This is a genomic window from Streptomyces sp. CC0208 (assembly GCF_003443735.1).
GTDB classification, from domain to species: Bacteria; Actinomycetota; Actinomycetes; order Streptomycetales; family Streptomycetaceae; genus Streptomyces; species Streptomyces sviceus.
In genome coordinates this window covers 6,874,911-6,899,492 of sequence record NZ_CP031969.1, presented here as the reverse complement: position 1 = coordinate 6,899,492, position 24,582 = coordinate 6,874,911, and the positions used below count along the sequence as shown (strand labels likewise).

General features: G+C 72.8%; 20 protein-coding genes and 1 riboswitch. Of the genes, 16 read left to right on the top strand and 4 right to left on the bottom strand.

Annotation, left to right across the window (positions count from 1 at the left end; translation table 11 throughout):
* Positions 1-48 precede the first annotated feature (48 nt).
* Positions 49-1,224 carry an alpha/beta hydrolase gene (locus D1369_RS31665; RefSeq protein WP_007381123.1) on the bottom strand — a complete coding sequence of 392 codons (1,176 nt, stop codon included), beginning with the start codon at positions 1,222-1,224 and terminating at the stop codon, positions 49-51.
* 391 nt (positions 1,225-1,615) lie between these two features.
* Positions 1,616-2,323 (bottom strand): class II aldolase/adducin family protein, encoded by a 708-nt coding sequence (locus tag D1369_RS31660; RefSeq protein WP_007381124.1) that lies wholly within the window; start codon positions 2,321-2,323, stop codon positions 1,616-1,618.
* Positions 2,324-2,493: 170 nt separating this feature from the next.
* On the opposite strand from D1369_RS31660, the gene D1369_RS31655 reads away from it, so the two are divergent.
* From D1369_RS31655 to cobI, 10 genes are all read left to right on the top strand, one after another.
* Positions 2,494-3,243, top strand: a complete 750-nt coding sequence (locus D1369_RS31655; RefSeq protein ID WP_037899518.1) for a lysozyme — start codon at positions 2,494-2,496, stop codon at positions 3,241-3,243.
* A gap of 153 nt (positions 3,244-3,396) precedes the next feature.
* Positions 3,397-4,635 carry an inorganic phosphate transporter gene (locus D1369_RS31650; RefSeq protein WP_118082744.1) on the top strand — a complete coding sequence of 413 codons (1,239 nt, stop codon included), beginning with the start codon at positions 3,397-3,399 and terminating at the stop codon, positions 4,633-4,635.
* Positions 4,636-4,660: 25 nt separating this feature from the next.
* Positions 4,661-4,882, top strand: coding sequence for a hypothetical protein (locus D1369_RS31645; protein ID WP_020121372.1), 222 nt, complete (start codon positions 4,661-4,663; stop codon positions 4,880-4,882).
* A 130-nt stretch (positions 4,883-5,012) separates the two neighbouring features.
* Positions 5,013-5,156, top strand: a riboswitch (cobalamin riboswitch).
* Positions 5,157-5,253: 97 nt separating this feature from the next.
* Positions 5,254-6,195: a cobalamin biosynthesis protein gene (locus tag D1369_RS31640; RefSeq protein ID WP_007381127.1), complete on the top strand. Its 942-nt coding sequence runs from the start codon at positions 5,254-5,256 to the stop codon at positions 6,193-6,195.
* The gene (locus tag D1369_RS31635; protein ID WP_007381128.1) at positions 6,192-7,703 is read left to right on the top strand and encodes a cobyric acid synthase; all 1,512 of its coding nucleotides are present in this window, start codon (positions 6,192-6,194) and stop codon (positions 7,701-7,703) included. Before D1369_RS31640 ends, D1369_RS31635 begins: the two co-directional genes overlap by 4 nt.
* Positions 7,700-11,356 carry a cobaltochelatase subunit CobN gene (cobN, locus tag D1369_RS31630; RefSeq protein WP_007381129.1) on the top strand — a complete coding sequence of 1,219 codons (3,657 nt, stop codon included), beginning with the start codon at positions 7,700-7,702 and terminating at the stop codon, positions 11,354-11,356. The genes D1369_RS31635 and cobN overlap by 4 nt, the downstream gene beginning before the upstream one ends.
* Complete coding sequence (locus D1369_RS31625) at positions 11,353-13,365, top strand: putative cobaltochelatase (RefSeq protein ID WP_118082743.1); 2,013 nt, start codon at positions 11,353-11,355, stop codon at positions 13,363-13,365. The genes cobN and D1369_RS31625 overlap by 4 nt, the downstream gene beginning before the upstream one ends.
* Positions 13,365-13,964 (top strand): cob(I)yrinic acid a,c-diamide adenosyltransferase, encoded by a 600-nt coding sequence (gene cobO / locus D1369_RS31620; protein ID WP_007381131.1) that lies wholly within the window; start codon positions 13,365-13,367, stop codon positions 13,962-13,964. The genes D1369_RS31625 and cobO overlap by 1 nt, the downstream gene beginning before the upstream one ends.
* Positions 13,964-15,367, top strand: coding sequence for a cobyrinate a,c-diamide synthase (locus D1369_RS31615; RefSeq protein ID WP_037899520.1), 1,404 nt, complete (start codon positions 13,964-13,966; stop codon positions 15,365-15,367). The genes cobO and D1369_RS31615 overlap by 1 nt, the downstream gene beginning before the upstream one ends.
* On the top strand, positions 15,352-16,098 hold the full coding sequence (cobI, locus tag D1369_RS31610) for a precorrin-2 C(20)-methyltransferase (RefSeq protein WP_007381133.1): 747 nt from the start codon (positions 15,352-15,354) through the stop codon (positions 16,096-16,098). The genes D1369_RS31615 and cobI overlap by 16 nt, the downstream gene beginning before the upstream one ends.
* A 32-nt stretch (positions 16,099-16,130) precedes the next feature.
* Here the strand turns inward: cobI and D1369_RS31605 are convergent, their stop codons facing one another.
* Entirely contained in the window at positions 16,131-16,859 is a 729-nt protein-coding gene (locus D1369_RS31605) for a ZIP family metal transporter (protein WP_007381134.1), read from the bottom strand.
* Positions 16,860-16,965: 106 nt separating this feature from the next.
* Between D1369_RS31605 and cobM the strand changes: the two genes are divergently transcribed.
* From cobM to cobC, 6 genes are read left to right on the top strand one after another with little or no spacing between them, the layout of a single operon-like run.
* Positions 16,966-17,787, top strand: coding sequence for a precorrin-4 C(11)-methyltransferase (gene cobM, locus D1369_RS31600; RefSeq protein ID WP_037899522.1), 822 nt, complete (start codon positions 16,966-16,968; stop codon positions 17,785-17,787).
* Entirely contained in the window at positions 17,784-19,082 is a 1,299-nt protein-coding gene (locus D1369_RS31595) for a bifunctional cobalt-precorrin-7 (C(5))-methyltransferase/cobalt-precorrin-6B (C(15))-methyltransferase (protein WP_037899524.1), read from the top strand. The genes cobM and D1369_RS31595 overlap by 4 nt, the downstream gene beginning before the upstream one ends.
* Positions 19,079-20,761 carry a precorrin-3B C(17)-methyltransferase gene (gene cobJ, locus D1369_RS31590; RefSeq protein ID WP_007381137.1) on the top strand — a complete coding sequence of 561 codons (1,683 nt, stop codon included), beginning with the start codon at positions 19,079-19,081 and terminating at the stop codon, positions 20,759-20,761. The genes D1369_RS31595 and cobJ overlap by 4 nt, the downstream gene beginning before the upstream one ends.
* Positions 20,758-21,348, top strand: coding sequence for a precorrin-8X methylmutase (locus D1369_RS31585; RefSeq protein WP_007381138.1), 591 nt, complete (start codon positions 20,758-20,760; stop codon positions 21,346-21,348). Before cobJ ends, D1369_RS31585 begins: the two co-directional genes overlap by 4 nt.
* Positions 21,345-22,271: a sirohydrochlorin chelatase gene (locus D1369_RS31580; protein ID WP_007381139.1), complete on the top strand. Its 927-nt coding sequence runs from the start codon at positions 21,345-21,347 to the stop codon at positions 22,269-22,271. Before D1369_RS31585 ends, D1369_RS31580 begins: the two co-directional genes overlap by 4 nt.
* Complete coding sequence (gene cobC, locus D1369_RS31575; protein ID WP_007381140.1) at positions 22,261-23,337, top strand: Rv2231c family pyridoxal phosphate-dependent protein CobC; 1,077 nt, start codon at positions 22,261-22,263, stop codon at positions 23,335-23,337. The genes D1369_RS31580 and cobC overlap by 11 nt, the downstream gene beginning before the upstream one ends.
* A gap of 147 nt (positions 23,338-23,484) precedes the next feature.
* Here the strand turns inward: cobC and D1369_RS31570 are convergent, their stop codons facing one another.
* On the bottom strand, positions 23,485-24,576 hold the full coding sequence (locus D1369_RS31570) for an amidohydrolase family protein (RefSeq protein WP_007381141.1): 1,092 nt from the start codon (positions 24,574-24,576) through the stop codon (positions 23,485-23,487).
* Positions 24,577-24,582 lie beyond the last annotated feature (6 nt).

Below are 24,582 nucleotides of genomic sequence, written 5' to 3'. Positions count from 1 at the left end.
CACTAGTACGGGCTTAAACGGAACCTGTGGGACCGGGGCGCCCCGCGGTCACATCAGGGGCGTGAGGAAACGGCGCAGTGCCTCTTCGTAGGCGCTCGGGTCGGCGTTCCACATGGCCGCGTGGGGAGCCCGGCGGACCGTGTGGAGGGCGATCCGGTCGGGGTGGGCGCCGGCGAGACGGCGGGAGAGGTCCCAGGGGGCGATCGTGTCGTCCGGGCCGTGCAGGATCAGGGTCGGCGGCGGGGGCCGGTCGGGGCCCGTGTCGTCGGTCCGGTCCTCGTGGTCGTCGTAGGGGACGGTGCGGTCGGCGTACAGGCCGTAGTGGTCGCTGGGCAGGCCCGTGCGGCCCTGCGCCGCACGCACCGCGAGCGGGAGCAGGACGCCGGGGGTGTGGCGGGCCGCGGCGAGGGCGCGCAGGGTCAGCTCCCAGCTGAGGACCGGGGAGTCCAGGACGAGTCCCCCGACGCGGTCGCGCAGGCCCGAGTGGGCGGCGGCGCGCAAGGCCATGGTGGCGCCGGTGGACCAGCCGTACAGCACGAGTTGGCGGGCGCCGTTGCCGAGGGCGTAGCGCATGGCCGCGTCCAGGTCGCGCCACTCGGTCTCGCCGAAGTGGTTCAAGCCGTCCGGCGGGCGGGAGGCACCGGCGTCGCCGCGGAGGGCGGGGGCGAGGACCGGGAAGCGGTGGCGGTGCAGGAACTCCATGACGTTCAGGGTGTGTTCGCGGGTCGTGCCGAGGCCGTGGACCGCGATGACCCAGGTGTCCCTCGTGCCAGGGACGAACCACGCGGGCAGGACGCCGAGTTCGCCCGGGATGCCGACGTCGGTGTGGTCGAGGCCGAGGGCCGACCTCGGGTCGCCGACGTGGACGTTCGGGGTGAGCCAGACCTTGTCGCCGGGGGCCAGGGTGCCGTGGGTGACGCGCTCCAGGCGGCGGACGACGGTGTCGGCGGAGTGCGGTTCCGCGGTGAGGACGTCGCCGACGACTGCGTGGGTGGCGTCCGCGGCCAGGCCGTAGGTGCCGGGGCGGAGGGAGGCGAGGTCGCGGGTGAGGGCGATGCGGCCGGCCGCGGTCGAGTGGACGGTGAGGCGGGGTTCGCCGGGCAGCGGGCGGCCCGGGGGCGCCTTCAGTCCGGCGTCGCTGGCGATCCGGCCGGCGACGATGCCGGCCGCGGCGGCGGTGAGGGCTGCGGTGACGGCGGCGGCCGTCGCTTTGACAGTGCGCACGCTTTCAGTGTCGCGGGGGACGGGGGGTGGGGCCAGTGGGAGGGTCCGGTGCGGGTTCGGTTTGGGCGGGCGTTGTGCGCAGTTCCCCGCGCCCCTGGATGCCTGCGGCGCAGCTGCGGCCTCGGTGGGGGCGGGTGTAGCGCGTGCGGTGTGTTGTGGGTCGGGGCCGGGGTGGGGGGTATCCGTCCTCGGTCCGGCGGCTCGGCTGCTTCAGCTGTGCTCGGTGCCGGACGCCGGCCGCTGCGGGCGGACACCCCCCACCCCGTCCCCTGCGCGCCGTACGCGACTGACGGCCCGTCGTGACGCCGGTGACTGCACCCACCCAGGGGCGCGGGGAACTGCGCGACCAGCCACAGCGGATCCGCAGCCGCCCTACGACAGCACGTGGCACTCAGGCTCGCTGCCCGTACCTCCGCAACCGCTCCCCCGCTTCCGCCAGCTGTTCCTCCGTCAGCAGGTTCGGGGTCAGGTCCGGGACCGCGCGGGCCGTGAGCCAGAGGTGGCACATCCAGTCCAGTTGGGCCGTGCGGTCGTAGGCCTGCGCGAGGGTGTTGCCGTAGGTGATCGTGCCGTGGTTCTGGAGGAGGCAGGCGGAGCGGTCGGCGAGGGCTTGGAGCATGTTCTCCGCCAACTCGTCGGTGCCGTAGGTGGCGTAGGGGGCGACCCGGACGGGGCCGCCCAGTGCGCCGGCCATGTAGTGGATCGTGGGGAGTTCGGGCACGAGCGTGGAGACGGCCGTGGCGTGCACCGCGTGGGTGTGGACGACCGCGCGGGCGTCGGTGCTGCGGTAGATCGCCAGATGCATGGGGAGTTCGCTCGTCGGCACCAGTGTGCCCAGGATCTGACGGCCCTCCAGGTCGACGCCGGTCACGTCGTCCGGTGCGAGGCGGTCGTAGGGGACGCCCGACGGGGTGACCAGGACCGTGTCCCCGATGCGCACGGAGACGTTGCCGGAGGTGCCGACGACCAGTCCGTCGGTGACCGTCCGGCGGGCCGTGTCGACCAACTCGCCCCAGGCGTCCGCCTCCTCGGCCCGCACGCCTCTCGTGCCGCCCTCGGCGGCCCGTACTTCTCGCGGATCCCGTTGTTCCTCAGCCATGCCGCGATCCTGCCAGTCGTGGCGTCGGGGGGCGCGAGCTTGAGCTTCAAGGGGCGCGTTTTTTATATGTGCGCCCCTCTTGTGCCCCTTGGCCGGAGATCGACCGTAATTCGACGATCTTCCAGTAGCGTCTGGGCTTTGCCGTGCACGACGCCATTCCGGGGGGACCCATGGCCCGTGATCGCAAGGCCGCCCGTCACCGAACCCGCGCCCTGGCCCTGTCCGTGGCCGCGCTCGCCGTGGGAGGCATGGGGCTCGCCGGGACGCCCGCGTCTTCGGCGAGCCTGCCGCGGGGGCACGACGTGTCCTCACACCAGAAGGACGTCGACTGGTGGAAGGCCAGGGCCGGGGGCGCGAGGTTCGTCTACGTCAAGGCGACCGAGTCGACGACCTACCGCAATCCGCACTTCGGCCGGCAGTACGAGGGGGCGCGCGCCGCCGGCATCCTGCGCGGGGCGTACCACTTCGCGCTGCCGGACAAGTCGTCGGGCAGCGCGCAGGCCGCGTACTTCGTGCGCAACGGCGGGGCCTGGTCCGCGGACGGCTGGACGCTGCCGCCCGCGCTCGACATCGAATACAACCCGTACGACAAGAAGCACAAGTGCTACGGCATGAGCAAGGCGGACCTGGTCGGCTGGATCAGGTCGTTCAGCGACGAGGTCAAGCGGCTCACCGGGCGCCGGCCGGTCCTCTACACGACCGCCCACTGGTGGAACACGTGCACGGGCGGCAGCGGTGCCTTCGCCGCGGACCACGCGCTGTGGGTGGCCCGCTACCACTCGGCGGACGCGGGACCGCTGCCCGGCGGCTGGTCGTACTGGACGATCTGGCAGTACGACAACAGCGGCAGCCTGCCGGGTGACCAGAATCTCTTCAACGGGTCGGCGCGGCAGCTGAAGAGGTTCGCCGCCGGGTCGTAGCCGTGGGGCATATGGGGCGTACGGGGGTCGCGGGGTTCGGCGAAGCCAAGGGCGAAGATTCCGGTCACCGTGCGGCCCGCCCCAGTTCACCTTCCGTTCATCCAGGTTACTTACGTTCAACATGCCAATGACCTCGAACGATTGCCTGGGTAAATGGAAAACTTCTCGCTGATCCTCGCGATTGTGGTTGTCACCGCACTCGCGTTCGATTTCACGAACGGTTTTCACGACACCGCCAACGCGATGGCCACCACCATCTCGACCGGTGCACTCAAGCCCAAGGTCGCGGTGGCCATGTCCGCCGTGCTGAACCTTGTGGGCGCCTTCCTCTCGGTGGAGGTCGCCAACACGATCTCCAAGGGTCTCGTCGACGAGACCGGCATCCGTCCCGAGGTCATCTTCGCCGCCCTGGTCGGCGCGATCCTCTGGAACCTGCTGACCTGGCTGGTGGGACTGCCCTCCAGCTCCTCGCACGCCCTCATGGGCGGTCTGATCGGCGCCACCATCGCCTCGGCGGGCATGGGCGCGGTCCACGGTGACGCGCTCGTCACCAAGGTCCTGATCCCGGCGGTCGCCGCGCCGATCGTCGCGGGCGTAGCCGCCATGCTGGCCACCCGGCTCTCCTACTCGCTGGGCAAGAAGGCCGACGGCAAGGCCGCCGCGAAGGGCTACCGCACCGGCCAGATCGCCTCGGCCGGACTGGTCTCGCTGGCCCACGGCACCAACGACGCGCAGAAGACGATGGGCATCATCACCCTCGCCCTGGTCGCCGGCGGTGCCGTCGCCCCCGACTCCGACCCGCCCACCTGGGTCATCCTCTCCGCGGGTCTCGCCATCGCGCTCGGCACCTACCTCGGCGGCTGGCGCATCATCCGCACCATGGGCAAGGGCCTGACCGAACTCCAGCCGCAGCAGGGCTTCGCCGCCCAGACCAGCGCGGCCACGGTCATCCTGGCCTCGTCCCACCTCGGCTTCTCCCTCTCCACCACGCACTCCGTCTCCGGTTCGGTGATGGGCGCGGGCCTCGGCCGCAAGGGCGGGGTCGTCCGCTGGTCGACGGCGACACGGATGTTCGTGGCGTGGGGCCTGACGCTCCCGGCGGCGGCCCTGGTGGGCGCGCTGGCCGAGTCGGTCACGAACCTCGGCGACTGGGGTACGGCGGTCGTGGCGGTCTTCCTCGTCGCCTCCAGCGCGGTGATCTGGAAGATCTCGCGGCGCGAGGTCGTGGACGCGTCGAACGTCAACGAGAGCGACGAGCCCGCCGGCGTGGTGACCACGGCGATCGCCGCCGTGACCCCGCCGCCCACGGGCACGGTGACCGAGGACCTCACCGCCACGATCCCGGCCCCGCCCGTCACGCCGGAACCGGCGGCCCCGCCGGCCGCCGTCTGAGCCCGCACACCAAGGAAGCCTCACCATGAAGATCGACTGGGAAGCACTCGGCTCCGTCTTCGGCGTCAGCCTCGTCGTCACCGTGGGCCTCGTGGCCCTGTTCACCCTCGGCATCATGGGTCTGTCCCGCCAGGAACGGGCCACGGCCCAGGGCGACTCGGCCGCTCTCGCGGTCACCGGCGCCTACGCCTGCTTCGCGGCGTGCGCGGCGGCGGTGGCGTACGGGATCTATCTGATCGTGGCCTGACGGCACTCCCGTCACTCGACGGCCGGGCGGGCACGGAACTGCAGGTTCCGTGCCCGCCCGGCCGTCTTCCATGAGCGGCGGTGTGGGGTTCTGCACACTCCCCCGCCGCAGGTCAACAGCAAGTTGACGGGTCTCGAAGGCCCGTGGTGGACTGCCGGAGCCATATACGGCGGCAGGAGAGGAAGCCGGTGCGAATCCGGCGCGGTCCCGCCACTGTCACCGGGGTAGACACCCCCGGGAGCCAGGAACTCTCGCCGCCGGACTCGTCGAACCAGGGCGCGGACACCCTGAGTGAGGACATGACGCGATGCTCGCCTGCCGATCGACCAGCAGTACCAGGCACTTGAACGACCCCGCGATCGGCTGACCCGATGCGTGCCGATCGCGTTTTCGCGTACGGCGCCGCCGCCGGCCTGATCGGTGACCTTCTGCTCGGTGACCCACGTCGTGGGCACCCGGTCGCCGCGTTCGGGCGGGCCGCCGGGGCCGTGGAGCGGGTGCTGTGGCGGGACCACCGCGGGTGGGGCGCGCTGCACACCGCCGTGTGCGTGGGCGGTGCCGTGGGGCTCGGAGCCGTCGCGGAGCACGTCGTACGTCCGTCCCGTACCGCTTCCGTCGCGCTCACCGCGGCCGCCACCTGGGCCGTCGTGGGCGGGACTTCACTCGCGCGGGAGGCCCGGGTCATCGGGCGGGCGCTGGAGGCCGGGGACGTCGACGCGGCCCGGGACCGGCTGCCTCATCTGTGCGGGCGGGATCCGCAGGCTCTCGATGCCCACGGGATCGCCCGGGCGGTCGTGGAGTCCGTCGCCGAGAACACCTCCGACGCCGTCGTGGGGGCGCTCGTGTGGGGAGCCGTCGGCGGGGTGCCGGGGCTGCTCGGGTTCCGGGCCGTGAACACGCTCGACGCCATGGTGGGGCACAAGTCGCCCCGGTACCGGCGTTTCGGGTGGGCTTCGGCCCGGCTCGACGACCTCGCCGGGTGGCCGGGGGCGCGGCTGACCGCCGTACTCGCCGCCACGGCGGGTGACCGTCCCCGGGGTGCCGTGCGGGCCTGGCGGGAGGACGCGCACCGGCATCCGAGTCCCAACGCCGGTCCCGTGGAAGCCTCGTTCGCGGGGGCGCTGGGTGTCCGGCTCGGGGGGACCCTCTCGTACGCGGGGCGGGTCGAGCACCGGCCGGTGCTGCATCAGGAGGGGCGCGCCGTCGCCACCCACGACATCGAGCGCGCGGTACGGCTTTCGCGGCGCGTCTCACTGCTCGCGCTCGGCGTCGGTGTCGCCGCGCGGGCCTTCGTGAAGGGGCGTAGGGCATGAGGGGCGGGGGTCTTCTCGTCGCCGGTACCACCTCGGACGCCGGCAAGAGTGTCGTCACCGCCGGGATCTGCCGGTGGCTGGTGCGGCAGGGGGTGAAGGTCGCGCCGTTCAAGGCGCAGAACATGTCCCTCAACTCGTTCGTCACGCGCGAGGGCGCCGAGATCGGGCGGGCCCAGGCCATGCAGGCGCAGGCCTGCCGGGTCGAGCCCACCGCGCTGATGAATCCCGTGCTGCTCAAGCCCGGTGGCGAACAGAGCAGTCAGGTCGTGCTGCTGGGGAAGCCGGTCGGCGAACTGAGCGCACGCGGGTATCACGGGGGGCGGCAGCAGAAGCTTCTCGGGACCGTGCTCGACTGTCTCGCCGAGTTGCGGGGCACGTATGACGCGGTGATCTGTGAGGGGGCCGGCAGTCCTGCCGAGATCAACCTGCGGCGGACCGACATCGTCAACATGGGGATCGCCCGCAACGCCCGCATTCCGGTGCTCGTCGTCGGTGACATCGACCGCGGTGGGGTCTTCGCCTCGTTCTTCGGGACCGTCGCGCTGCTCAGCCCCGAGGACCAGGCGCTCGTCGCCGGGTTCCTCGTCAACAAGTTCCGGGGGGACGTCTCGCTGCTGGAGCCGGGACTGGACATGCTCCACGGGCTCACGGGGCGGTCCACGTACGGCGTGCTGCCCTTCCGGCACGGGCTCGGCATCGACGAGGAGGACGGACTGCGGGTGTCCCTGAGGGGGACGGTCCGGGAGTCCGCGGTGAGCCCTCCGGTGGGTGAGGACGTGCTGCGGGTGGCCGTCTGTGCGATTCCGCTGATGTCCAACTTCACCGACGTCGACGCCCTGGCCGCCGAACCGGGTGTCGTGGTGCGGTTCGTGGACCGGCCCGAGGAGCTGGCCGACGCCGACCTCGTCGTCGTCCCCGGTACCCGGGGCACGGTCAGGGCCCTTGAGTGGCTGCGCGAGCGGGGGCTCGCGGACGCGCTCGTCAGAAGGGCCGCGGAGGGGCGGCCCGTCCTCGGCGTCTGCGGCGGCTTCCAGATCCTCGGCGAGCACATCGAGGACGACGTGGAGAGCCGGCAGGGGCACGTCGAGGGGCTCGGAGTCCTCCCCGTGCGGGTGTGGTTCGCCCGCGAGAAGACCCTCACCCGGCCGGTGGGGGAAGCCCTCGGCGAGCAGGTCGAGGGGTACGAGATCCATCACGGGGTCGCCGATGTCAGCGGCGGTGAGCCCTTCCTGGACGGCTGTCGCGTCGGCCAGACCTGGGGCACGCACTGGCACGGCTCGCTGGAGTCGGACGGCTTCCGGCGGGCCTTCCTGCGGGAGGTGGCGGCCGCCGCGGGCCGCCGGTTCGTACCGGCCCCCGACACGTCGTTCGCCGCGCTGCGCGAGGAGCAGCTGGACCGGCTCGGCGACCTGATCGAACAGCACGCGGACACGGACGCGCTGTGGCGGCTCATCGAGTCCGGCGCGCCACAAGGACTGCCCTTCATTCCACCGGGAGCACCCGCATGAGCACAGTGTTGTTGTTGTCCACCGCCGACACGGACCTGTTGGCGGCCCGGGCCGCTTCCGGTGCCTCGTACCGGATCGGGAACCCGACCCGGGTCGATGTCGCGCAGGAGCTGCCGGCGCTGATCGAGGGCGCGGACATCGCCGTCGTACGGCTGCTCGGCGGCAAGCGGGCCTGGGAGGACGGGCTCGCCGCGCTGAAGGCTTCCGGTGTCCCGACCGTGCTGCTCGGCGGCGAGACCGTGCCGGACGCGGAGTTGATGGCCGAGTCGTCGGTGCCCGCGGGTGTGGTCGCGGAGGCGCTGAAGTACCTCGTCGAGGGCGGGCCCGAGAACCTGGAGGAACTGGCCCGCTTCCTGTCCGACACCGTGCTGCTGACCGGCGAGGGGTTCGTCGAGCCGCGCAAGATGCCGGAGTACGGCGTCCACGGCGACCGTGCCTTCGTGGAAGGCCGCCCGACCGTCGGCGTTCTCTTCTACCGGGCCCACGAGCTGAGCGGCAACACCGCCTTCGTGGACACCCTGTGCGAGGCGATCGAGGCGAAGGGCGCCAACGCCCTTCCCGTGTACTGCGGTTCGCTGCGTGGAGCCGACGCCGGGCTGTACGAGATCCTCGCCGGGGCCGACGCCCTCGTCGCCACCGTCCTCGCCGCCGGCGGCACCCACGCCTCGCAGGCCTCGGCCGGCGGGGACGAGGAGGCCTGGGACATCGGGGCGCTGGCCGACCTCGACGTGCCCGTGCTGCAAGGGCTCTGCCTGACGACGTCCAGGGCGGCCTGGGACGAGTCCGACGCTGCCCTCTCCCCCATGGACGCGGCCATGCAGGTCGCGATCCCGGAGTTCGACGGACGGCTGATCACCGTGCCGTTCTCCTTCAAGGAACAGGGGCCCGACGACGTCCCGGTGTACGTGGCCGACCCGGAGCGGGCCGCGCGGGTCGCCGGGATCGCCGTACGGCACGCGAAGCTGCGGCACAAGCCGAACGCCGAGAAGAAGCTCGCGCTGGTCTTCACGGCGTATCCGACCAAGCACTCGCGGGTCGGCAACGCGGTGGGTCTCGACACTCCTGCTTCGGCGGTGCGGGTGCTGGACGCGCTCCGGGACGCCGGGTACACGCTCACCGAATACCCGTCCGGCGGCGACGAGTTGATCCACCGGCTCATCGAGGCCGGCGGTCACGACGTCGAGTGGCTGACCGAGGACCAGCTGGCCTCCGCGCCCGCGCGGGTCCCGCTCGCGGACTACCGGGCGTGGTTCGACAAGCTGGACCCGGAGCTGCGGCAGGCCATGGTCGACGCGTGGGGTGAGCCGCCGGGCTCGCTGTACGTCGACGGGGACGACATCGTGCTGGCCTCCCTCCAGTTCGGGAACGTCGTCGTGATGATCCAGCCGCCGCGGGGCTTCGGGGAGAACCCGATCGCGATCTACCACGACCCGGACATGCCGCCCTCGCACCACTACATGGCCGCCTACCGGTGGCTGGACCACTCCTTCGGCGCCGACGCGGTCGTCCACATGGGCAAGCACGGCACGATGGAGTGGCTGCCGGGCAAGGGTCTTGGGCTCAGTGGTGGGTGCGCGCCGGACGCCGTCCTCGGTGAGCTGCCGCTGATCTACCCGTTCATCGTCAACGACCCCGGTGAGGGCACCCAGGCCAAGCGGCGCGGGCACGCCACGGTCGTGGACCACCTGGTGCCGCCGATGGCTCGGGCCGACACCTACGGCGACCTCGCCAAGCTGGAGCAGCTGCTCGACGAGTACGCGCTCGTCTCCGACCTGGACCCGACCAAGGCCCCGGCTGTGCGCGCCCAGATCTGGACGCTGGTCAAGGCGGCCGAGCTCCACCACGACCTGCATGTCGACGAACAGCCGGACGACGAGACGTTCGACGAGTTCGTCATGCACATCGACGGCTACCTGTGCGAGATCAAGGACGTGCAGATCCGGGACGGGCTGCACATCCTCGGCGGCGGTCCGGTCGACGAGGCCCGGGTCAACCTGGTGCTGGCCGTGCTGCGCGCCTCTCAGGTGTGGGGCGGACAGGCCAACGCCCTGCCGGGACTGCGGGCCGCCTTCGCCGCCCATTTCGGGCTGGTGGAGAAGGAGTTGCTCGCCGAGCCGGGGGCGCCGGTGAAGGTGCCGGTGGAGCTGTCCGACCTCGTCGACGGCCCCGCGCGGACGGCCGCCGACGCCATCGACCTGTTGGAGCAGCTGTGCCGGCGGGTCGCGGAGGGCATGGAGGCCGTGTCCTGGGACGCGGCGGCCGTCCCCGGTCTCGTCCGTGACGTCCTCGGCACCGAACTCGCCGACGCCGTCGCGGTGTTGGAGTTCGCGTGTACCGAGGTCGTGCCTCGCCTCGCCCGTACGACCGACGAGATCGGGCACATCCTCAAGGCCCTGGACGGCGGTTACGTCCCGGCCGGGCCCTCCGGCTCCCCGACCCGCGGCCTGGTGAACGTCCTGCCGACCGGCCGGAACTTCTACTCCGTCGACCCCAAGGCCATTCCGTCCAGGCTGAGTTGGGAGGTCGGGCAGTCGCTCGCCGACTCGCTGGTGCAGCGGTACCTCCAGGACACGGGTGAGTACCCGAAGTCCGTGGGGCTGACCGTCTGGGGCACGTCGGCCATGCGCACCCAGGGCGACGACATCGCCGAGATCCTGGCGCTGCTGGGCTGCCGCCCGGTGTGGGACGACGCCTCGCGGCGGGTGACCGGCTTCGAGGTGATCGGCCTGGAGGAGCTCGGGCGGCCCCGCATCGACGTCACCGTCCGGATCTCCGGGTTCTTCCGGGACGCGTTCCCGCACGTGGTCGGGCTGATCGACGACGCCGTGCGCACGGTGGCCGAGCTGGCCGAGCCGGCCGACCGGAACTTCGTGAAGGCGCACGCCGACGAGGACACCGTCGAGCACGGTGACCGGCGGCGCGCGACCGCCCGGATCTTCGGGTCCAAGCCGGGGGCGTACGGCGCCGGGCTGCTGCCGCTGATCGACGCCCGCAACTGGCGCTCGGACGCCGACCTCGCCGAGGTGTACGCGGTGTGGGGCGGCTACGCCTACGGGCGCGGGCTCGACGGGCGGGCGGCGCGCGGGGACATGGAGACCGCGTTCAAGCGGATCAACGTGGCCGCGAAGAACGTCGACACCCGCGAGCACGACCTGGTCGACGCCGACGACTACTTCCAGTACCACGGCGGCATGGTCGCCATGGTGCGTCACCTCACGGGTGCCAACCCCGAGGCGTACGTGGGTGATTCGGCCACGCCCGACCAGGTGAGGACGCGGACGCTGGGCGAGGAGACGCACCGGGTCTTCCGGGCCCGGGTGGTCAACCCGCGCTGGATGGCGGCCATGCGGCGGCACGGCTACAAGGGCGCCTTCGAGATGGCGGCGACCGTCGACTACCTCTTCGGCTACGACGCCACGGCGGGCGTGGTCGACGACTGGATGTACGAGAAGCTCAGCGCGGAGTACGTCTTCGACGCGGAGAACCGGGACTTCATGAAGAAGTCCAACCCCTGGGCGCTGCGGGGCATCACGGAACGGCTCCTGGAGGCCGCCGACCGTGGGCTGTGGGCCGAGCCGGACGCGGAGACGCTGGAGCGGCTGCGGGCCACGTACCTGGAGCTCGAGGGCGACTTGGAGGGTGACGAGAAGTGAGTACCCCGTTTCCGTTCACGGCCGTCGTCGGCCAGGACGACCTGCGGCTCGCGCTGCTGCTGAACGCCGTCTCACCGGCGGTCGGCGGGGTGCTGGTGCGCGGCGAGAAGGGCACCGCCAAGTCGACGGCGGTGCGCGCCCTCTCGGCGCTGCTGCCCGAGGTCGCGGTCGTCCCCGGCTGCCGGTTCTCCTGCGACCCTGCGCGGCCGGACGCGGAGTGCCCCGATGGCCCGCACGAGCCGGGCAACGGCTCCGCGCGCCCCGCTCGGATGGTCGAACTCCCCGTCGGCGCCTCCGAGGACCGGCTGGTCGGCGCCCTGGACATCGAGCGGGCGCTAGCGGAGGGCGTGAAGGCCTTCGAGCCGGGGCTGCTGGCCGACGCCCACCGGGGCATCCTCTACGTCGACGAGGTCAACCTCCTCCACGACCACCTCGTCGACCTGCTCCTCGACGCGGCCGCGATGGGGGCGTCGTACGTGGAGCGCGAGGGCGTCTCCGTGCGGCACGCCTCGAAGTTCCTGCTGGTCGGCACCATGAACCCCGAAGAGGGCGAGCTGCGGCCGCAGTTGCTCGACCGGTTCGGCCTGACCGTCGAGGTCGCGGCCTCGCGGGAGCCGGACCAGCGGGTGGAGGTCGTACGGCGCAGGCTGGCGTACGACGACGATCCGGCCGGGTTCGCGACGCGCTGGGCCGACGAGGAGGCCGCCGTACGGCAACGGATCGTCGGCGCCCGGGAGTTGCTGCCGTCGGTGCGGCTGGGCGACGGGGCGCTGCGGCAGATCGCGGCGACCTGTGCCGCGTTCGAGGTGGACGGCATGCGGGCCGACATCGTGATGGCGCGTACGGCGACCGCGCTGGCCGCCTGGGCCGGGCGGACCGAGGTGATCGCGGAGGACGTCCGGCAGGCCGCGCTGCTCGCGCTTCCGCACCGCAGGCGTCGTAATCCCTTCGACGCCCCGGGACTCGACGAGGACAAGCTCGACGAGACCTTGGAGGAGTTCAGCGGCTCCGAGGGCTCCGGTGACGATGACGAGCCGGATCCGGACGGGCCAGGTGGGGGTGGCGGGCAGCCGCCGTCCGGGCCGCAGGACGAAAGGCCGCAGGACGACGGGGGTTCCGGTGCGCAGCCGGAGGCCGGGGACGGTGGTGAGCCGCAGGCGTCCGGAGCCGGTTCCGGGGAGCAGGCGGCCGCCCGGGCTTCCGAGCCGTTCCGCACCAAGGTGCTCAGCGTGCCCGGTCTCGGGGACGGCGCCGCCGGGCGGCGGTCTCGGGCGCGGACCGAGCACGGGCGCACGACCGGTGCGCGGCGGCCCCGAGGGGCGCTGACCAAGCTGCACCTGGCGGCCACCGTGCAGGCGGCCGCGCCCCATCAGCGGGCGCGGGGGCGGTCGGGACGCGGTCTCGTGGTCCGGCGTGACGATCTGCGGCAGGCGACGCGTGAGGGGCGCGAGGGGAATCTCGTGCTGTTCGTCGTCGACGCCTCGGGGTCGATGGCGGCGCGGCAGCGGATGAGCGCGGTGAAGGGGGCCGTGCTGTCGCTGCTCCTCGACGCGTACCAGCGGCGGGACAAGGTGGGCCTGGTGACGTTCCGGGGGTCGGCGGCGGAGGTCGCGTTGCCGCCCACCTCCTCGGTGGACGCGGCCGCCGCCCGGCTGGAGACGCTGCCGACGGGCGGGCGTACCCCGCTCGCGGCCGGGCTGCTGCGGGCGCACGAGGTGCTGCGGGTGGAGCGGCTGCGGGACCCCGCCCGGCGGGCGCTGGTCGTGGTGGTGACGGACGGCCGGGCCACCGGCGGGCCCGAGCCGGTCGCCCTCGCGGGGCGGGCGGCCCGACTGTTCGCCGCGGAGGGCGTCGCCTCGGTCGTCGTGGACTGCGAATCCGGGCCCGTGCGGCTCGGACTGGCCGGGCAGCTCGCCGGTGAACTGGGCGGTACCGCGGTGACGCTGGACGAGTTGCGGGCCGACTCGATCGCCGGACTGGTGAAGGACGTACAGAGGAGGGCCGCGTAATGCCTCAGGGACAGCCGAGTGTGGTGCCGGACGACGGACTGACCACCCGCCAGCGTCGGAACCGGCCGCTGGTCGTCGTGCACACCGGGGTCGGGAAGGGCAAGTCGACCGCCGCCTTCGGGCTCGCTCTGCGGGCCTGGAACCAGGGGTGGCCCATCGGGGTGTTCCAGTTCGTCAAGTCGGCGAAGTGGAAGGTCGGCGAGGAGAACGCGCTGCGGGTGCTCGGGGCGTCCGGGGAGGGCGGGTCGGTCGACTGGCACAAGATGGGCGAGGGCTGGTCCTGGGTGCAGCGCGATGCCCAGATGGACAACGAGGAGAAGGCCCGGGAGGGCTGGGAGCAGGTCAAGCGGGATCTCGCCGCCGAGACGTACCAGCTGTACGTGCTCGACGAGTTCGCCTACCCGATGCACTGGGGGTGGGTGGACACGGACGAGGTTCTCGACGTGCTGCGGGAGCGGCCCGGGACCCAGCACGTGGTCATCACGGGGCGGAACGCCCCCGAGAAGCTGGTCGACTTCGCCGATCTCGTGACCGACATGTCCAAGGTGAAGCACCCCATGGACGCCGGGCAGAAGGGGCAGCGGGGTATCGAGTGGTGATGTCCTCATCCGTTTCCGTCCCTCGGCTGGTCGTCGCCGCGCCGTCGTCCGGCAGCGGGAAGACCACCGTCGCCACGGGGTTGATGGCCGCGTTCGCCGCACGGGGGCTTGCCGTGTCTCCGCACAAGGTGGGCCCTGACTACATCGATCCCGGGTATCACGCGCTCGCCAGCGGGCGGGTGGGGCGGAATCTCGACGCCTACCTGTGCGGTCCTGAGCTGGTGGCTCCGCTGTTCCTGCACGGGGCGCAGGGGTGTGACATCGCCGTCGTCGAGGGCGTGATGGGGATGTTCGACGGGGCCGCGGGGGAAGGGGAGCTGGCCTCCACGGCTCATGTGGCGAAGCTGCTGCGGGCGCCGGTGGTGCTGGTCGTCGATGCCTCGTCGCAGTCCCGCTCGGTTGCCGCGCTGGTACACGGGTTCGCGTCCTGGGATCCCGAGGTGCGGGTGGGGGGCGTGATCCTGAACAAGGTCGCCTCCGATCGGCACGAGGCGTTGTTGCGGGAGGCGTTGGAGTCGGCCGGGGTGCCGGTGTTCGGGGTGCTGCGGCGGGTGGCTCAGGTGGACACGCCTTCTCGGCATCTGGGGCTGGTGCCGGTCGCGGAGCGGCGGGGGGATGCGGTCGACTCCGTCGCGGCGATGGCCGCGCAGGTGGAGCAGGGGTGTGATCTGGAGGCGTTGGCCGCGCTGGCGCGGGGTGCGGGGGCATTGCCGTGTGCGGCCTGGGACGCGGCTGAGGTCCTGGGGGCTGCGCCCCCAGACCCCCATCGGCCCGAAGGGCCTCGTCCTCAAACGCCGGACGGGCTGGTGGTTGCCGTTGCCGGTGGGTCCGCGTTCACGTTCTCCTACGCGGAACACGCAGAACTGCTCCTGGCCGCCGGAGCCGACGTCGTGACCTTCGATCCGCTGCGGGACGAGCAACTCCCCGAGGGCACAAGCGGGTTGGTCATCGGGGGCGGCTTCCCCGAGGTCTACGCCGCCGAGCTGTCCGCCAACGAGCCGCTGCGGAAAGCCGTGTCGGCCCTCGCGGAGACCGGCGCTCCCGTCGCCGCCGAGTGTGCCGGGCTGCTCTATCTGTGCCGTGAGCTCGACGGGCAGCCGATGTGCGGGGTGCTCGACGCCTCGGCGCGGATGGAGGAGAAGCTCACCCTCGGGTACCGCGACGCCGTCGCCGTCAGTGACAGTTCGCTCGCCGTCGCCGGGACGCGGATGCGGGGGCACGAGTTCCACCGGACCGTCGTGGAGCCGGGGGCGGGGGACGCCGCGGCCTGGGGTGTGCGGGTGCCCCGGCGGCGGCTCGAAGGGTTTGTACAGCGTGGTGTGCACGCGAGTTATCTGCACACGCACTGGGCCTCGCAGCCCGGTGTCGCCCGTCGGTTCGTGGAGAGGTGCCGGACGTCATGAGCAGCAGCAGGTTGATCGGGGTCGGGGTCGGGCCCGGGGATCCGGAGCTGGTGACCGTCAAGGGTGTCAACGCCCTGCGCGCCGCCGACGTGGTCGTGGTGCCCGTGATGGACACCGGAGAGCGCGGGCGGGCCGAGGCGACCGTGCTGCACTACGTGCCGCAGGAGAAGGTCGTCCGGGTCGTCTTCGCCCTCAACGAGCGCAGCGATCACGGACGGCGCGAGGCCGCCTGGGACGCCGCCGGGGAGCGGGTCGCCCAGTTGCTGGCCGCGCACACGTCGGTCGCCTTCGCGACCATCGGCGACCCCAACGTCTATTCCACCTTCACCTATCTCGCCCACACCATCGGCGAACTCGTGCCCGGAGTCGTCGTCGAGACGGTGCCCGGCATCACCGCCATGCAGGATCTCGCCGCGCGTTCCGGGGCCGTGCTGACCGAGGGGACCGAGCCGCTCACGCTCGTGCCGGTCACCGCCGGTTCCGCCGTGCTCAAGGACGCGCTCAACGGGCCCGGGACCGTCGTCGCCTACAAGTTCGGGCGGCAGGCCGCGGAGGTGGCCGAGGTACTCAGGGAGACCGGGCGGCTCGGGGACGCCGTATGGGGATCGGCGCTGGGCCTTGAGGCCGAGTCCATCCGGCCTGCCGCCGAGCTCGACGGTGCTCCGCTGCCGTATCTCTCCACCCTGATCGCGCCCGCGCGGCGGGACGGTACCCGGGGTGGCAAGTTGTGACCCCCTCGGCGAACCCCCTCAGAGCGGCCGGGTCAGCCGGCCAGCCCCACCACCAGCCAGATGAAGCCCACGCCGGCGACCGTGCACAGCAGGGTCGAGCGGGCGGGGTGTTCGTGGTGGGCCTCGGGGAGGATCTCGGCCGCCGCGAGATAGAGGAGCGCGCCGCCGAAGAGGCCGAGATAGCCGCCGAGCAGGCCCTCCGGGATGGTCACGAACGACGTCGAGGCGGCGCCCAGCACCGGGGCCGCCGCATCCGCGAACAGCATCCCCAGGGCTCTGCGGCGGTCGTTCCCGTACAGGCTCGTGATCGTGTAGGTGTTGAAGCCGTCCGCGAAGTCGTGGGCGACCACGGCGAGTGCTACCGCCGTGCCCATGCCGCCACCCACCTGGAAGGCCGCGCCGATGGCCACGCCGTCCATGGCGCTGTGGCCGACCATCGCGGCCGCTGCCGTCAGGCCGACCTCGGGGACCCGGCCGTCGTGCTCCTCGCCGCCGTGCGCTGCCTGGCGGGCGGCCAGCAGGCGTTCCACCAGATGGGCCAGCAGGAAACCGGCCACGAACAGGAGCAGGGCCGCGGGCACGCCGAAGACCTCGTCACCGGCCGCGTGCAGCGCCTCCGGCAGCAGGTCCAGGCCGACCACGCCGAGCATCAGTCCGCCGGCCAGGCCGAGGACCAGATGACGGCGGTCGGTCACGCGCTGTGCCGTCCAGCCGCCGGCCAGCGTCATCAGGAACGCGCCGAGCGCGACGAAGACCGCCATAGGGCCTTGGTATCCGATCAACCCCCGTTCGCGCACATCCGGCCACCGCGCCGACCGCAGCCGTAAGAGCTTTTCAAGACCTTTTGTGATGAGAGGACCGATTTCCATGGCCGATGCCCCCACCGGCAAGGTGACCTTCGTCGGTGCCGGCCCCGGCGCCGCCGATCTGCTGACGTTCCGGGCCGCGCGCGCCATCGCCGAGGCCGACGTCGTGATCTGGGCCGCGAGCCTGGTGCAGGCGGAGGTCCTCGAGCACGCGCGCGAGGACGCGGAGATCCTCGACTCGGCGACCATGTCGCTGGAGGACGTGGTCGCCGTGTACGAACGGGCCCGCGAGGAGGGTCTGACGGTGGCCCGGATCCACTCCGGCGACCCCGCCCTGTGGGGTGGTACGCAGGAGCAGCTCGACCGGTGCGCGCGGATCGGCATCGCCACCGAGGTCGTGCCCGGGGTCTCCGCCTTCTCGGCGGTGGCCGCGCTCGCGCAGCGCGAGCTGACCATCCCCGAGGTCGCGCAGTCCGTCGTGCTCACCCGGCTCGGCGGCGGCAAGACGCCGATGCCGCCCGGCGAGGAGGTGCGGGAGTTCGCCAAGCACGGCACCACCATGGCGATCTTCCTGTCGGCCGCGCGCAGCGGGCAGTTGGTGCGGGAGCTGCTGGAGGGCGGCTACCCGACCTCCACGCCGGTCGTGGTCGCCTACCAGGCGACCTGGCCCGAGGAGCTGATCGTGCGGTGCACGATCGAGACGCTGGAGGAGACCGTCAAGGAACACAAGCTGTGGAAGCACACGCTGTTCCTGGTCGGCCCCGCGCTGGGCGCCGAGGGCACCCGGTCGCACCTCTACCACCCCGGCCACTTCCACGGGTACCGCAAGGCCGACCCGGAGGCCCGGCGGGCGCTGCGGGCGTCGAAGGGCGCCGGAACATGATCACGGTCGTGGGTACGGGGACGGGGGCGGCGCCCGCGGAGTCCCTGGCCGGGGCCGAGCTGGTCGTGGGCGGGCGGAGGCATCTGGACGCCGTACGGCTGCCGGAGGCGGCGGAACGGATCGTGCTCGGGCCGCTGGCTCCCGCCCTCGACACCATGGCGGAGTACCTGGAGAAGGAACGGCGGGTGGTCGTGCTGGCCTCCGGCGACCCCGGGTTCTTCGGGATCGTGCGGGTACTGGCCGAGCGGTTCGGGCCCGCCGCGCTGGATGTGCGGCCCGGGGTCTCCTCCGTCGCCACCGCCTTCGCGCGGGTGGGTCTGCCGTGGGACGACGCGGTCGTGGTGAGCGCGCACGGGCGGGATCTGCGGACGGCGGTGAATGTGTGCCGGGCTCATCCGAAAGTTGCGGTGCTCACCGGGCCGGGAACAGGGCCTGCGGCACTGGGGGCAGCGCTCGCGGCAGGGGGTGCCGAGGAAGGTCGTCAGGCGGGTGCGGCGCCATCTGGGCCGGTCGCGCGGTTCCCCGCGCCCCTGCAACGTGTACTCCTCGTTGCCTCTGCACTCGGTACCCGCGACGAACGCATCGAGCGCGTCACCCTTTCTGAAGCCGCTGCCCGGGACTGGGGTACGGCGGTGAGTGTCGTGCTGTGTCTCGACGAGTCGCGGGTCCTCGGTGCCGTGCGTACCGTTGCCGGCCCCCCCTCGGCCCCCGCCCAATGGGCCCTGGAGGAAAGCGAGTTCGCCTACCGCGACTCAATGATCACCAAATTCGAGGTGCGGGCGCTGGCGCTCGCCCGGCTGGGGCCCCGGCTCGGTGACCTCGTCTGGGACGTCGGTGCCGGGTCCGGGTCCGTGGCCGTGGAGTGTGCGCGGCTCGGTGCGGCCGTCGTCGCGGTCGAGAAGGCCGCCGACGGAGTAGAGCGGATCCGTGCCAACGCGGCCGCGCACGAGGTCGACGTACAGGTCGTCCACGGGTCCGCGCCGGACGCGCTCGCCGAACTGGACGATCCCGACGCCGTGTTCGTCGGTGGCGGCGGGCGCGAGCTGCCCGGGATCGTCGCCATGTGCGCGCGGCGGGCCCGGCGCAGCGTCGTTGTCGCCATGGCCGCGCTCGACCGGGTGCCGGCCGTACGCGCGGCGCTCACCGACGCCGGGCTGGACTGCGACGGCGTCCTGCTCCAGTCGTCCCGGCTCGCGCCGCTGCCCGGGGACGTGACCCGGCTCGCGGCGACCAATCCGGTTTTCCTGCTGTGGGGCGTCAGAAACCCCGTGTATCGAGAGGGAGTTGCTCAGTGATCGGCCTTATTTCCGCCACCGCGGCGGGGGCGGCGGCACGCGACCGGCTGGCCGCGGCATGGCCGGACCGCACGCGCGTGTACGACGGACCCGTGGGGGACGCCGTACGGCGGGCGTTCGCGGAGTGCGAGCAGCTCGTGTGTTTCCTGGCCACCGGGGCGGTCGTCCGCCTGATCGCGCCGCTGCTGGGCGACAAGGCGTCCGACCCGGGTGTGGTGTGCGTCGACGAGGGCGGCCGGTTCGCCGTGTCCCTGGTCGGCGGCCACGGCGGCGGCGCCAATGAACTCGCCCGGCAGGTCGGGGAGTTGCTCGGTGCCGAGCCCGTGGTGACGACGGCGACCGACGCCGTGGGGTTGCCGGGGCTCGACACCCTGGGGCTGCCGGTGGAGGGTGCGGTGGCGGCCGTGTCGCGGGCGCTCCTGGACGGGGACGCCGTCGCCCTGCACAACGAGTCGGGCTGGCCCCTGCCGCCGCTGCCGGTCGCCTCGGAGGGGCCGTACGGCATCCGTGTCACGGACCGGCTCGCCGAGCTGTCCGAGCGGGAGGTCGTGCTGCGTCCGCCCACGCTCGTGGTCGGCGTCGGCGCCTCCAAGGGTGCGCCCGCCGAAGAGGTGTGGGAGTTGATCGAGAGCTCGTTGCGCGAGGCCGGGCTGTCCCCGAAGTCGGTCGCCGAACTCGCCACCGTGGACGCCAAGGCGGAGGAGCCGGGGATCGTGGCGGCGGCCGGGCGGCTGGGCGTGCCCCTGGTCACCCACTCCGCCGAGGAGTTGGCCGCCGTCGAGGTGCCCAACCCGTCGGACGCGCCCCTGGCCGCCGTCGGCACGCCGTCGGTCGCGGAGGCCGCGGCGCTCGTACGGGGCGGTGAACTCCTGGTCCCCAAGCGGAAATCGGCCGCGACACCCGCCATGGCGACCTGTGCGGTCGTACGGCGTCCCGCGCGCGGCCGGCTCGCGGTCGTGGGACTCGGACCGGGCGCCCGGGACCTGCTCACGCCCCGCGCGAAGGCCGAGCTCCAGCGTGCTTCCGTGCTCGTCGGGCTCGACCAGTACGTCGACCAGATCCGCGATCTGCTGCGGCCGGGCACCCGGGTCCTGGAGTCGGGCCTGGGGGCCGAGGAGGAACGGGCGCGCACGGCCGTCGAAGAGGCCCGCAAGGGCCAGGCCGTCGCGCTCATCGGCAGCGGGGACGCCGGCGTGTACGCCATGGCCTCCCCCGCGCTCGCCGAGGCCTCCGACGACATCGACGTGATCGGCGTCCCCGGGGTGACGGCGGCGCTCGCGGCGGCCGCGATCCTCGGTGCCCCGCTCGGTCACGACCACGTGTCCGTCAGCCTGTCCGACCTGCACACCCCGTGGGAGGTCATCGAGCGGCGGGTGCGCGCGGCGGCCGAGGCGGACATCGTGGTCACCTTCTACAACCCCCGTTCCCGGGGCCGGGACTGGCAGCTGCCCAAGGCGCTCGCGATCCTCGCCGAGCACCGGGAGCCGGCCACGCCGGTCGGTGTCGTACGGAACGCGTCGCGGCCCGACGAGTCCGCCCGGCTGACGACCCTGGCCGCTCTCGACCCGGCCACGGTCGACATGATGACGGTGGTGACGGTGGGCAACACGGCGACCCGGGACATCGCGGGGCGCATGGTGACGCCGCGCGGCTACCGCTGGCAGGAGGGCGCCAAGTGAACCGTGTCGTCCACCCGATCGAGGTGGAGTCCTACCGGCGGCTGCGTGCCCGCCTGGACACCTCACACTTCCCGCCGCTGACCCGGGCGGTGGTGGAGCGGGTCATCCACTCCGCCGCCGATCTGGCGTACGCCACCGATCTCGTCATGGACGAGGGCGAGTTGGAGAAGGCGCATGCCGCGCTGCACGCCGGGGCGCCCGTCGTCACCGACGTGGAGATGGTCGCGGCGGGCATCACCCGGCGGGAGACGGTCTGCCGGCTGAAGGACGCCAAGTCGGGTCCCGGGCTGACCCGTTCGGCCCACGCCATCCGCCTGGCCCACGAACAGGTCGGCCCCGGCGCGATCTGGGTGATCGGCAACGCCCCCACCGCGCTGGAGGAGTTGCTGACCCTGGACGCGGCCCCGGCGCTCGTCATCGGGCTGCCCGTCGGCTTCGTCGGCGCGGTCGAGTCCAAGGCCGCGTTGCGCGAGAGCGGGCTGCCCGCCGTGAGCAACGTGTCCGAGAAGGGCGGGTCGGCCGTGGCCTCCGCCGCGCTCAACGCCCTGCTGTACCACCCCACTCACCCCTCTGAGGAGAAATCGTGACCACCCCGCCGCCCGCCCTGCTCATCGCCGGTCATGGCACCCGGGACGAGGCCGGAGCCGAGGCGTTCCGCGACTTCGTCCGGGAGCTGGGGGCCCGCCACCCCGAGCTGCCCGTCGCGGGCGGCTTCATCGAGCTGTCCCCGCCGCCGCTGGGCGACGCGGTGACCGAGCTGGTGGAGCGCGGTGTCCGCCGCTTCGCCGCCGTGCCGCTGATGCTGGTGTCCGCGGGACACGCCAAGGGCGACATCCCGGCCGCGCTGTCCCGCGAGAAGGAACGGCACCCGGGGATCTCGTACACCTACGGGCGTCCGCTGGGCCCGCACCCGGCGCTGCTGAACGTACTGGAGCGGCGCCTCGACGAGGCCCTGGGCGCCACCGGGGGCCGCACCCCGCTGGACCGGGCGGACGTCACCGTGCTGCTCGTGGGCCGCGGCTCCACGGACCCCGACGCCAACGCCGAGGTGTACAAGGCGGCCCGGCTGCTGTGGGAGGGCCGCGGATACGCGGGCGTGGAGACGGCGTTCGTGTCGCTGGCCGCGCCCGACGTGCCGAGCGGACTCGACCGCTGTGCGGCCCTGGGCGCGCGCAGGATCGTCGTACTCCCCTACTTCCTGTTCACCGGGATCCTGCCGGACCGGGTGCGGCAGCAGACCGAGGACTGGGCGGCGGCGCATCCCGAGGTCGAGGTGCGTTCCGCGGACGTCATCGGTCCGGAGCCGGAGCTGCTGGACCTGGTCATGGAGCGGTACGCGGAGGCCGTCAAGGGTGATCTGCGGATGAACTGCGACTCGTGCGTGTACCGCATCGCGCTGCCCGGGTTCGAGGACAAGGTGGGCCTGCCGCAGCAGCCGCACTTCCACCCGGACGACGACGACCACCATCACCACGGCCACCACCACGGCGCCCACACCCATGCGCACTGACAGCACCCACGGCGAGGGACACGATCTGCGGCACCACGGCGACGCCGAGGTGCGGGACGACGGTGCGCGGCTCACGGATCTCGCCGTGAACGTCCGCGCGGACACTCCCCCGGCCTGGCTGCGGGAGCGGATCGCCGGGTCGCTGGCCGGGCTCGCCGCCTATCCCGACGGGCGGCAGGCGCGGGCGGCGGTGGCCGCCCGGCACGAGGTGCCCGTGGCACGGGTGCTGCTGACGGCGGGAGCGGCCGAGGCGTTCGTGCTGCTCGCCCGCGCCCTGACGATTCGTCACGCCGTGGTGGTCCACCCGCAGTTCACCGAGCCGGAGGCGGCCCTGCGGGATGCCGGGCACGTGGTCGACCGGGTGCTGCTGCGGGAGGAGGACGGCTTCCGGCTCGATCCGGCGGCCGTCCCCGAGGACGCCGACCTGGTGATCGTCGGCAACCCGACCAACCCCACATCCGTCCTGCACCCGGCCGCCACGATCGCCGGACTGGCGCGTCCCGGGCGGACGTTGGTGGTGGACGAGGCGTTCCTGGACGCGGTGCCGGGCGAGCGCGAGGCCCTGGCCGGACGGACGGACGTGCCCGGACTCGTCGTCCTGCGCAGCCTGACAAAGACCTGGGGCCTGGCCGGACTCCGCATCGGTTACGTCCTCGCCGCCCCGGAGACGATCACCGCCCTGGAGCGGGCCCAGCCCCTGTGGCCGGTGTCCACCCCGGCCCTCGCGGCGGCCGTGGCGTGCCTGGAGCCGCGGGCGCTGGCGGAGGCCGCCCACGCGGCCCACCGCGTCGGCACCGACCGGGCCCATCTCGTCGCCGGGCTGCGGGAGTTCGCCCCGGACGGCCTGCGGGTGGTCGAACCGGCCGAAGGCCCCTTCGTCCTCGTACGTCTGCCGAAGGCGGCCGCCGTACGACGGCATCTACGCGACCTGGGTTTCGCGGTGCGGCGCGGGGACACGTTCCCGGGGCTCGGCGAGGAGTGGCTGCGGCTCGCGGTGCGGGACCGGGCGACGGTCAACTCCTTTCTCCAGGCACTGGATCAGGCCGTGACGCTGGCCCAGCACTGAGGCGGGTGCCGTCGGGGAAACGGATCTCGACGGTGCCCGTCGGAAGGACCGAGTAGAACTAGGCCCGGGCCCCGGACCGCGAAGGCGGGTTCGAAAGCGGGGTCGTTCCACGGCGATCCGCCGGGAGTTCACACGATCGTGGCGCCCCTACTGCACCACCCGGCCGTTCAGCACGACCTGGAGCGGGGCCGCCAGGACCCGTACGTCCGTGCGCGGGTCCTGCTCATACACCACCAGGTCCGCGGACGCCCCCTCCTCCAGGCCGGGGCGTCCCAGCCAGTTCCGGGCGCCCCAGGTCGTCGCCGACAGCGCGTCCAGCGGGGGGATTCCGGCCGTCACGAGTTCGGCGACCTCCGCCGCCACCAGGCCGTGCGGGAGGGTGCCGCCCGCGTCCGTGCCGACGTAGACCGGGATACCGGCGTCGTAGGCGCCGCGGACGGTGTCGTAGCGGCGCTCGTGGAGCCGGCGCATGTGGGCGGACCAGCGGGGGAACTTGGACTCGCCGCCGTCCGCCAGCTTGGGGAAGGTCGCGATGTTGACCAGGGTCGGGACGATCGCGACGCCTCGGTCGGCGAAGAGCGGGATCAGGTCGTCCGTGAGGCCCGTCGCGTGTTCGACACAGTCGATGCCCGCCTCGACCAGGTCCTTCAGGGAGTTCTCGGCGAAGCAGTGGGCGGTGACGCGGGCGCCGAGGCGGTGGGCCTCCGCGATGGCCGCCTCGGCCGCCTCTCGCGGCCAGCTGGGGGCCAGGTCGCCGACCTCGCGGTCGATCCAGTCGCCGACCAGCTTCACCCAGCCGTCACCCCGGCGGGCCTCCTGTGCGACGTACGCGACGAGGTCCTCGGGCTCGATCTCCCAGGCGTAGTTCCTGATGTAGCGGCGGGTGCGGGCGATGTGCCGGCCGGCCCTGATGATCTTCGGCAGGTCCTCGCGGTCGTCCACCCAGCGGGTGTCGGAGGGCGATCCCGCGTCGCGGATCAGCAGGGTGCCGGCCTCCCGGTCGGCCAGCGCCTGCTTCTCGGCCACGTCCTGTTCGACCGGGCCGTGCGCGCCCAGGCCCACGTGGCAGTGCGCGTCCACCAGACCCGGCAGCGCCCAGCCCGACACCGTCCGGACGTCACGGGCGGCGACGGGACGGTCGTAGGAGATCCGCCCGTCGACCACCCACAACTCGTCCCGGACGTCCTCGGGACCGGCCAGGATCCGGCCCTTCACGTGCAGCACCGCGCGATCGTTCATGGACCG

Coding starts and splice junctions, on each gene's coding strand:
- D1369_RS31595 (WP_037899524.1), top strand. CDS start 17,784: ATGATCACGGTCGTGGGTACGGGGACGGGGGCGGCGCCCGCGGAGTCC.
- cobO (WP_007381131.1), top strand. CDS start 13,365: ATGCCTCAGGGACAGCCGAGTGTGGTGCCGGACGACGGACTGACCACC.
- D1369_RS31645 (WP_020121372.1), top strand. CDS start 4,661: ATGAAGATCGACTGGGAAGCACTCGGCTCCGTCTTCGGCGTCAGCCTC.
- D1369_RS31660 (WP_007381124.1), bottom strand. CDS start 2,323: ATGGCTGAGGAACAACGGGATCCGCGAGAAGTACGGGCCGCCGAGGGC.
- D1369_RS31655 (WP_037899518.1), top strand. CDS start 2,494: ATGGCCCGTGATCGCAAGGCCGCCCGTCACCGAACCCGCGCCCTGGCC.
- cobM (WP_037899522.1), top strand. CDS start 16,966: ATGGCCGATGCCCCCACCGGCAAGGTGACCTTCGTCGGTGCCGGCCCC.
- D1369_RS31615 (WP_037899520.1), top strand. CDS start 13,964: ATGTCCTCATCCGTTTCCGTCCCTCGGCTGGTCGTCGCCGCGCCGTCG.
- D1369_RS31640 (WP_007381127.1), top strand. CDS start 5,254: ATGCGTGCCGATCGCGTTTTCGCGTACGGCGCCGCCGCCGGCCTGATC.
- D1369_RS31635 (WP_007381128.1), top strand. CDS start 6,192: ATGAGGGGCGGGGGTCTTCTCGTCGCCGGTACCACCTCGGACGCCGGC.
- D1369_RS31605 (WP_007381134.1), bottom strand. CDS start 16,859: ATGGCGGTCTTCGTCGCGCTCGGCGCGTTCCTGATGACGCTGGCCGGC.
- cobC (WP_007381140.1), top strand. CDS start 22,261: ATGCGCACTGACAGCACCCACGGCGAGGGACACGATCTGCGGCACCAC.
- D1369_RS31570 (WP_007381141.1), bottom strand. CDS start 24,576: ATGAACGATCGCGCGGTGCTGCACGTGAAGGGCCGGATCCTGGCCGGT.
- cobN (WP_007381129.1), top strand. CDS start 7,700: ATGAGCACAGTGTTGTTGTTGTCCACCGCCGACACGGACCTGTTGGCG.
- D1369_RS31650 (WP_118082744.1), top strand. CDS start 3,397: ATGGAAAACTTCTCGCTGATCCTCGCGATTGTGGTTGTCACCGCACTC.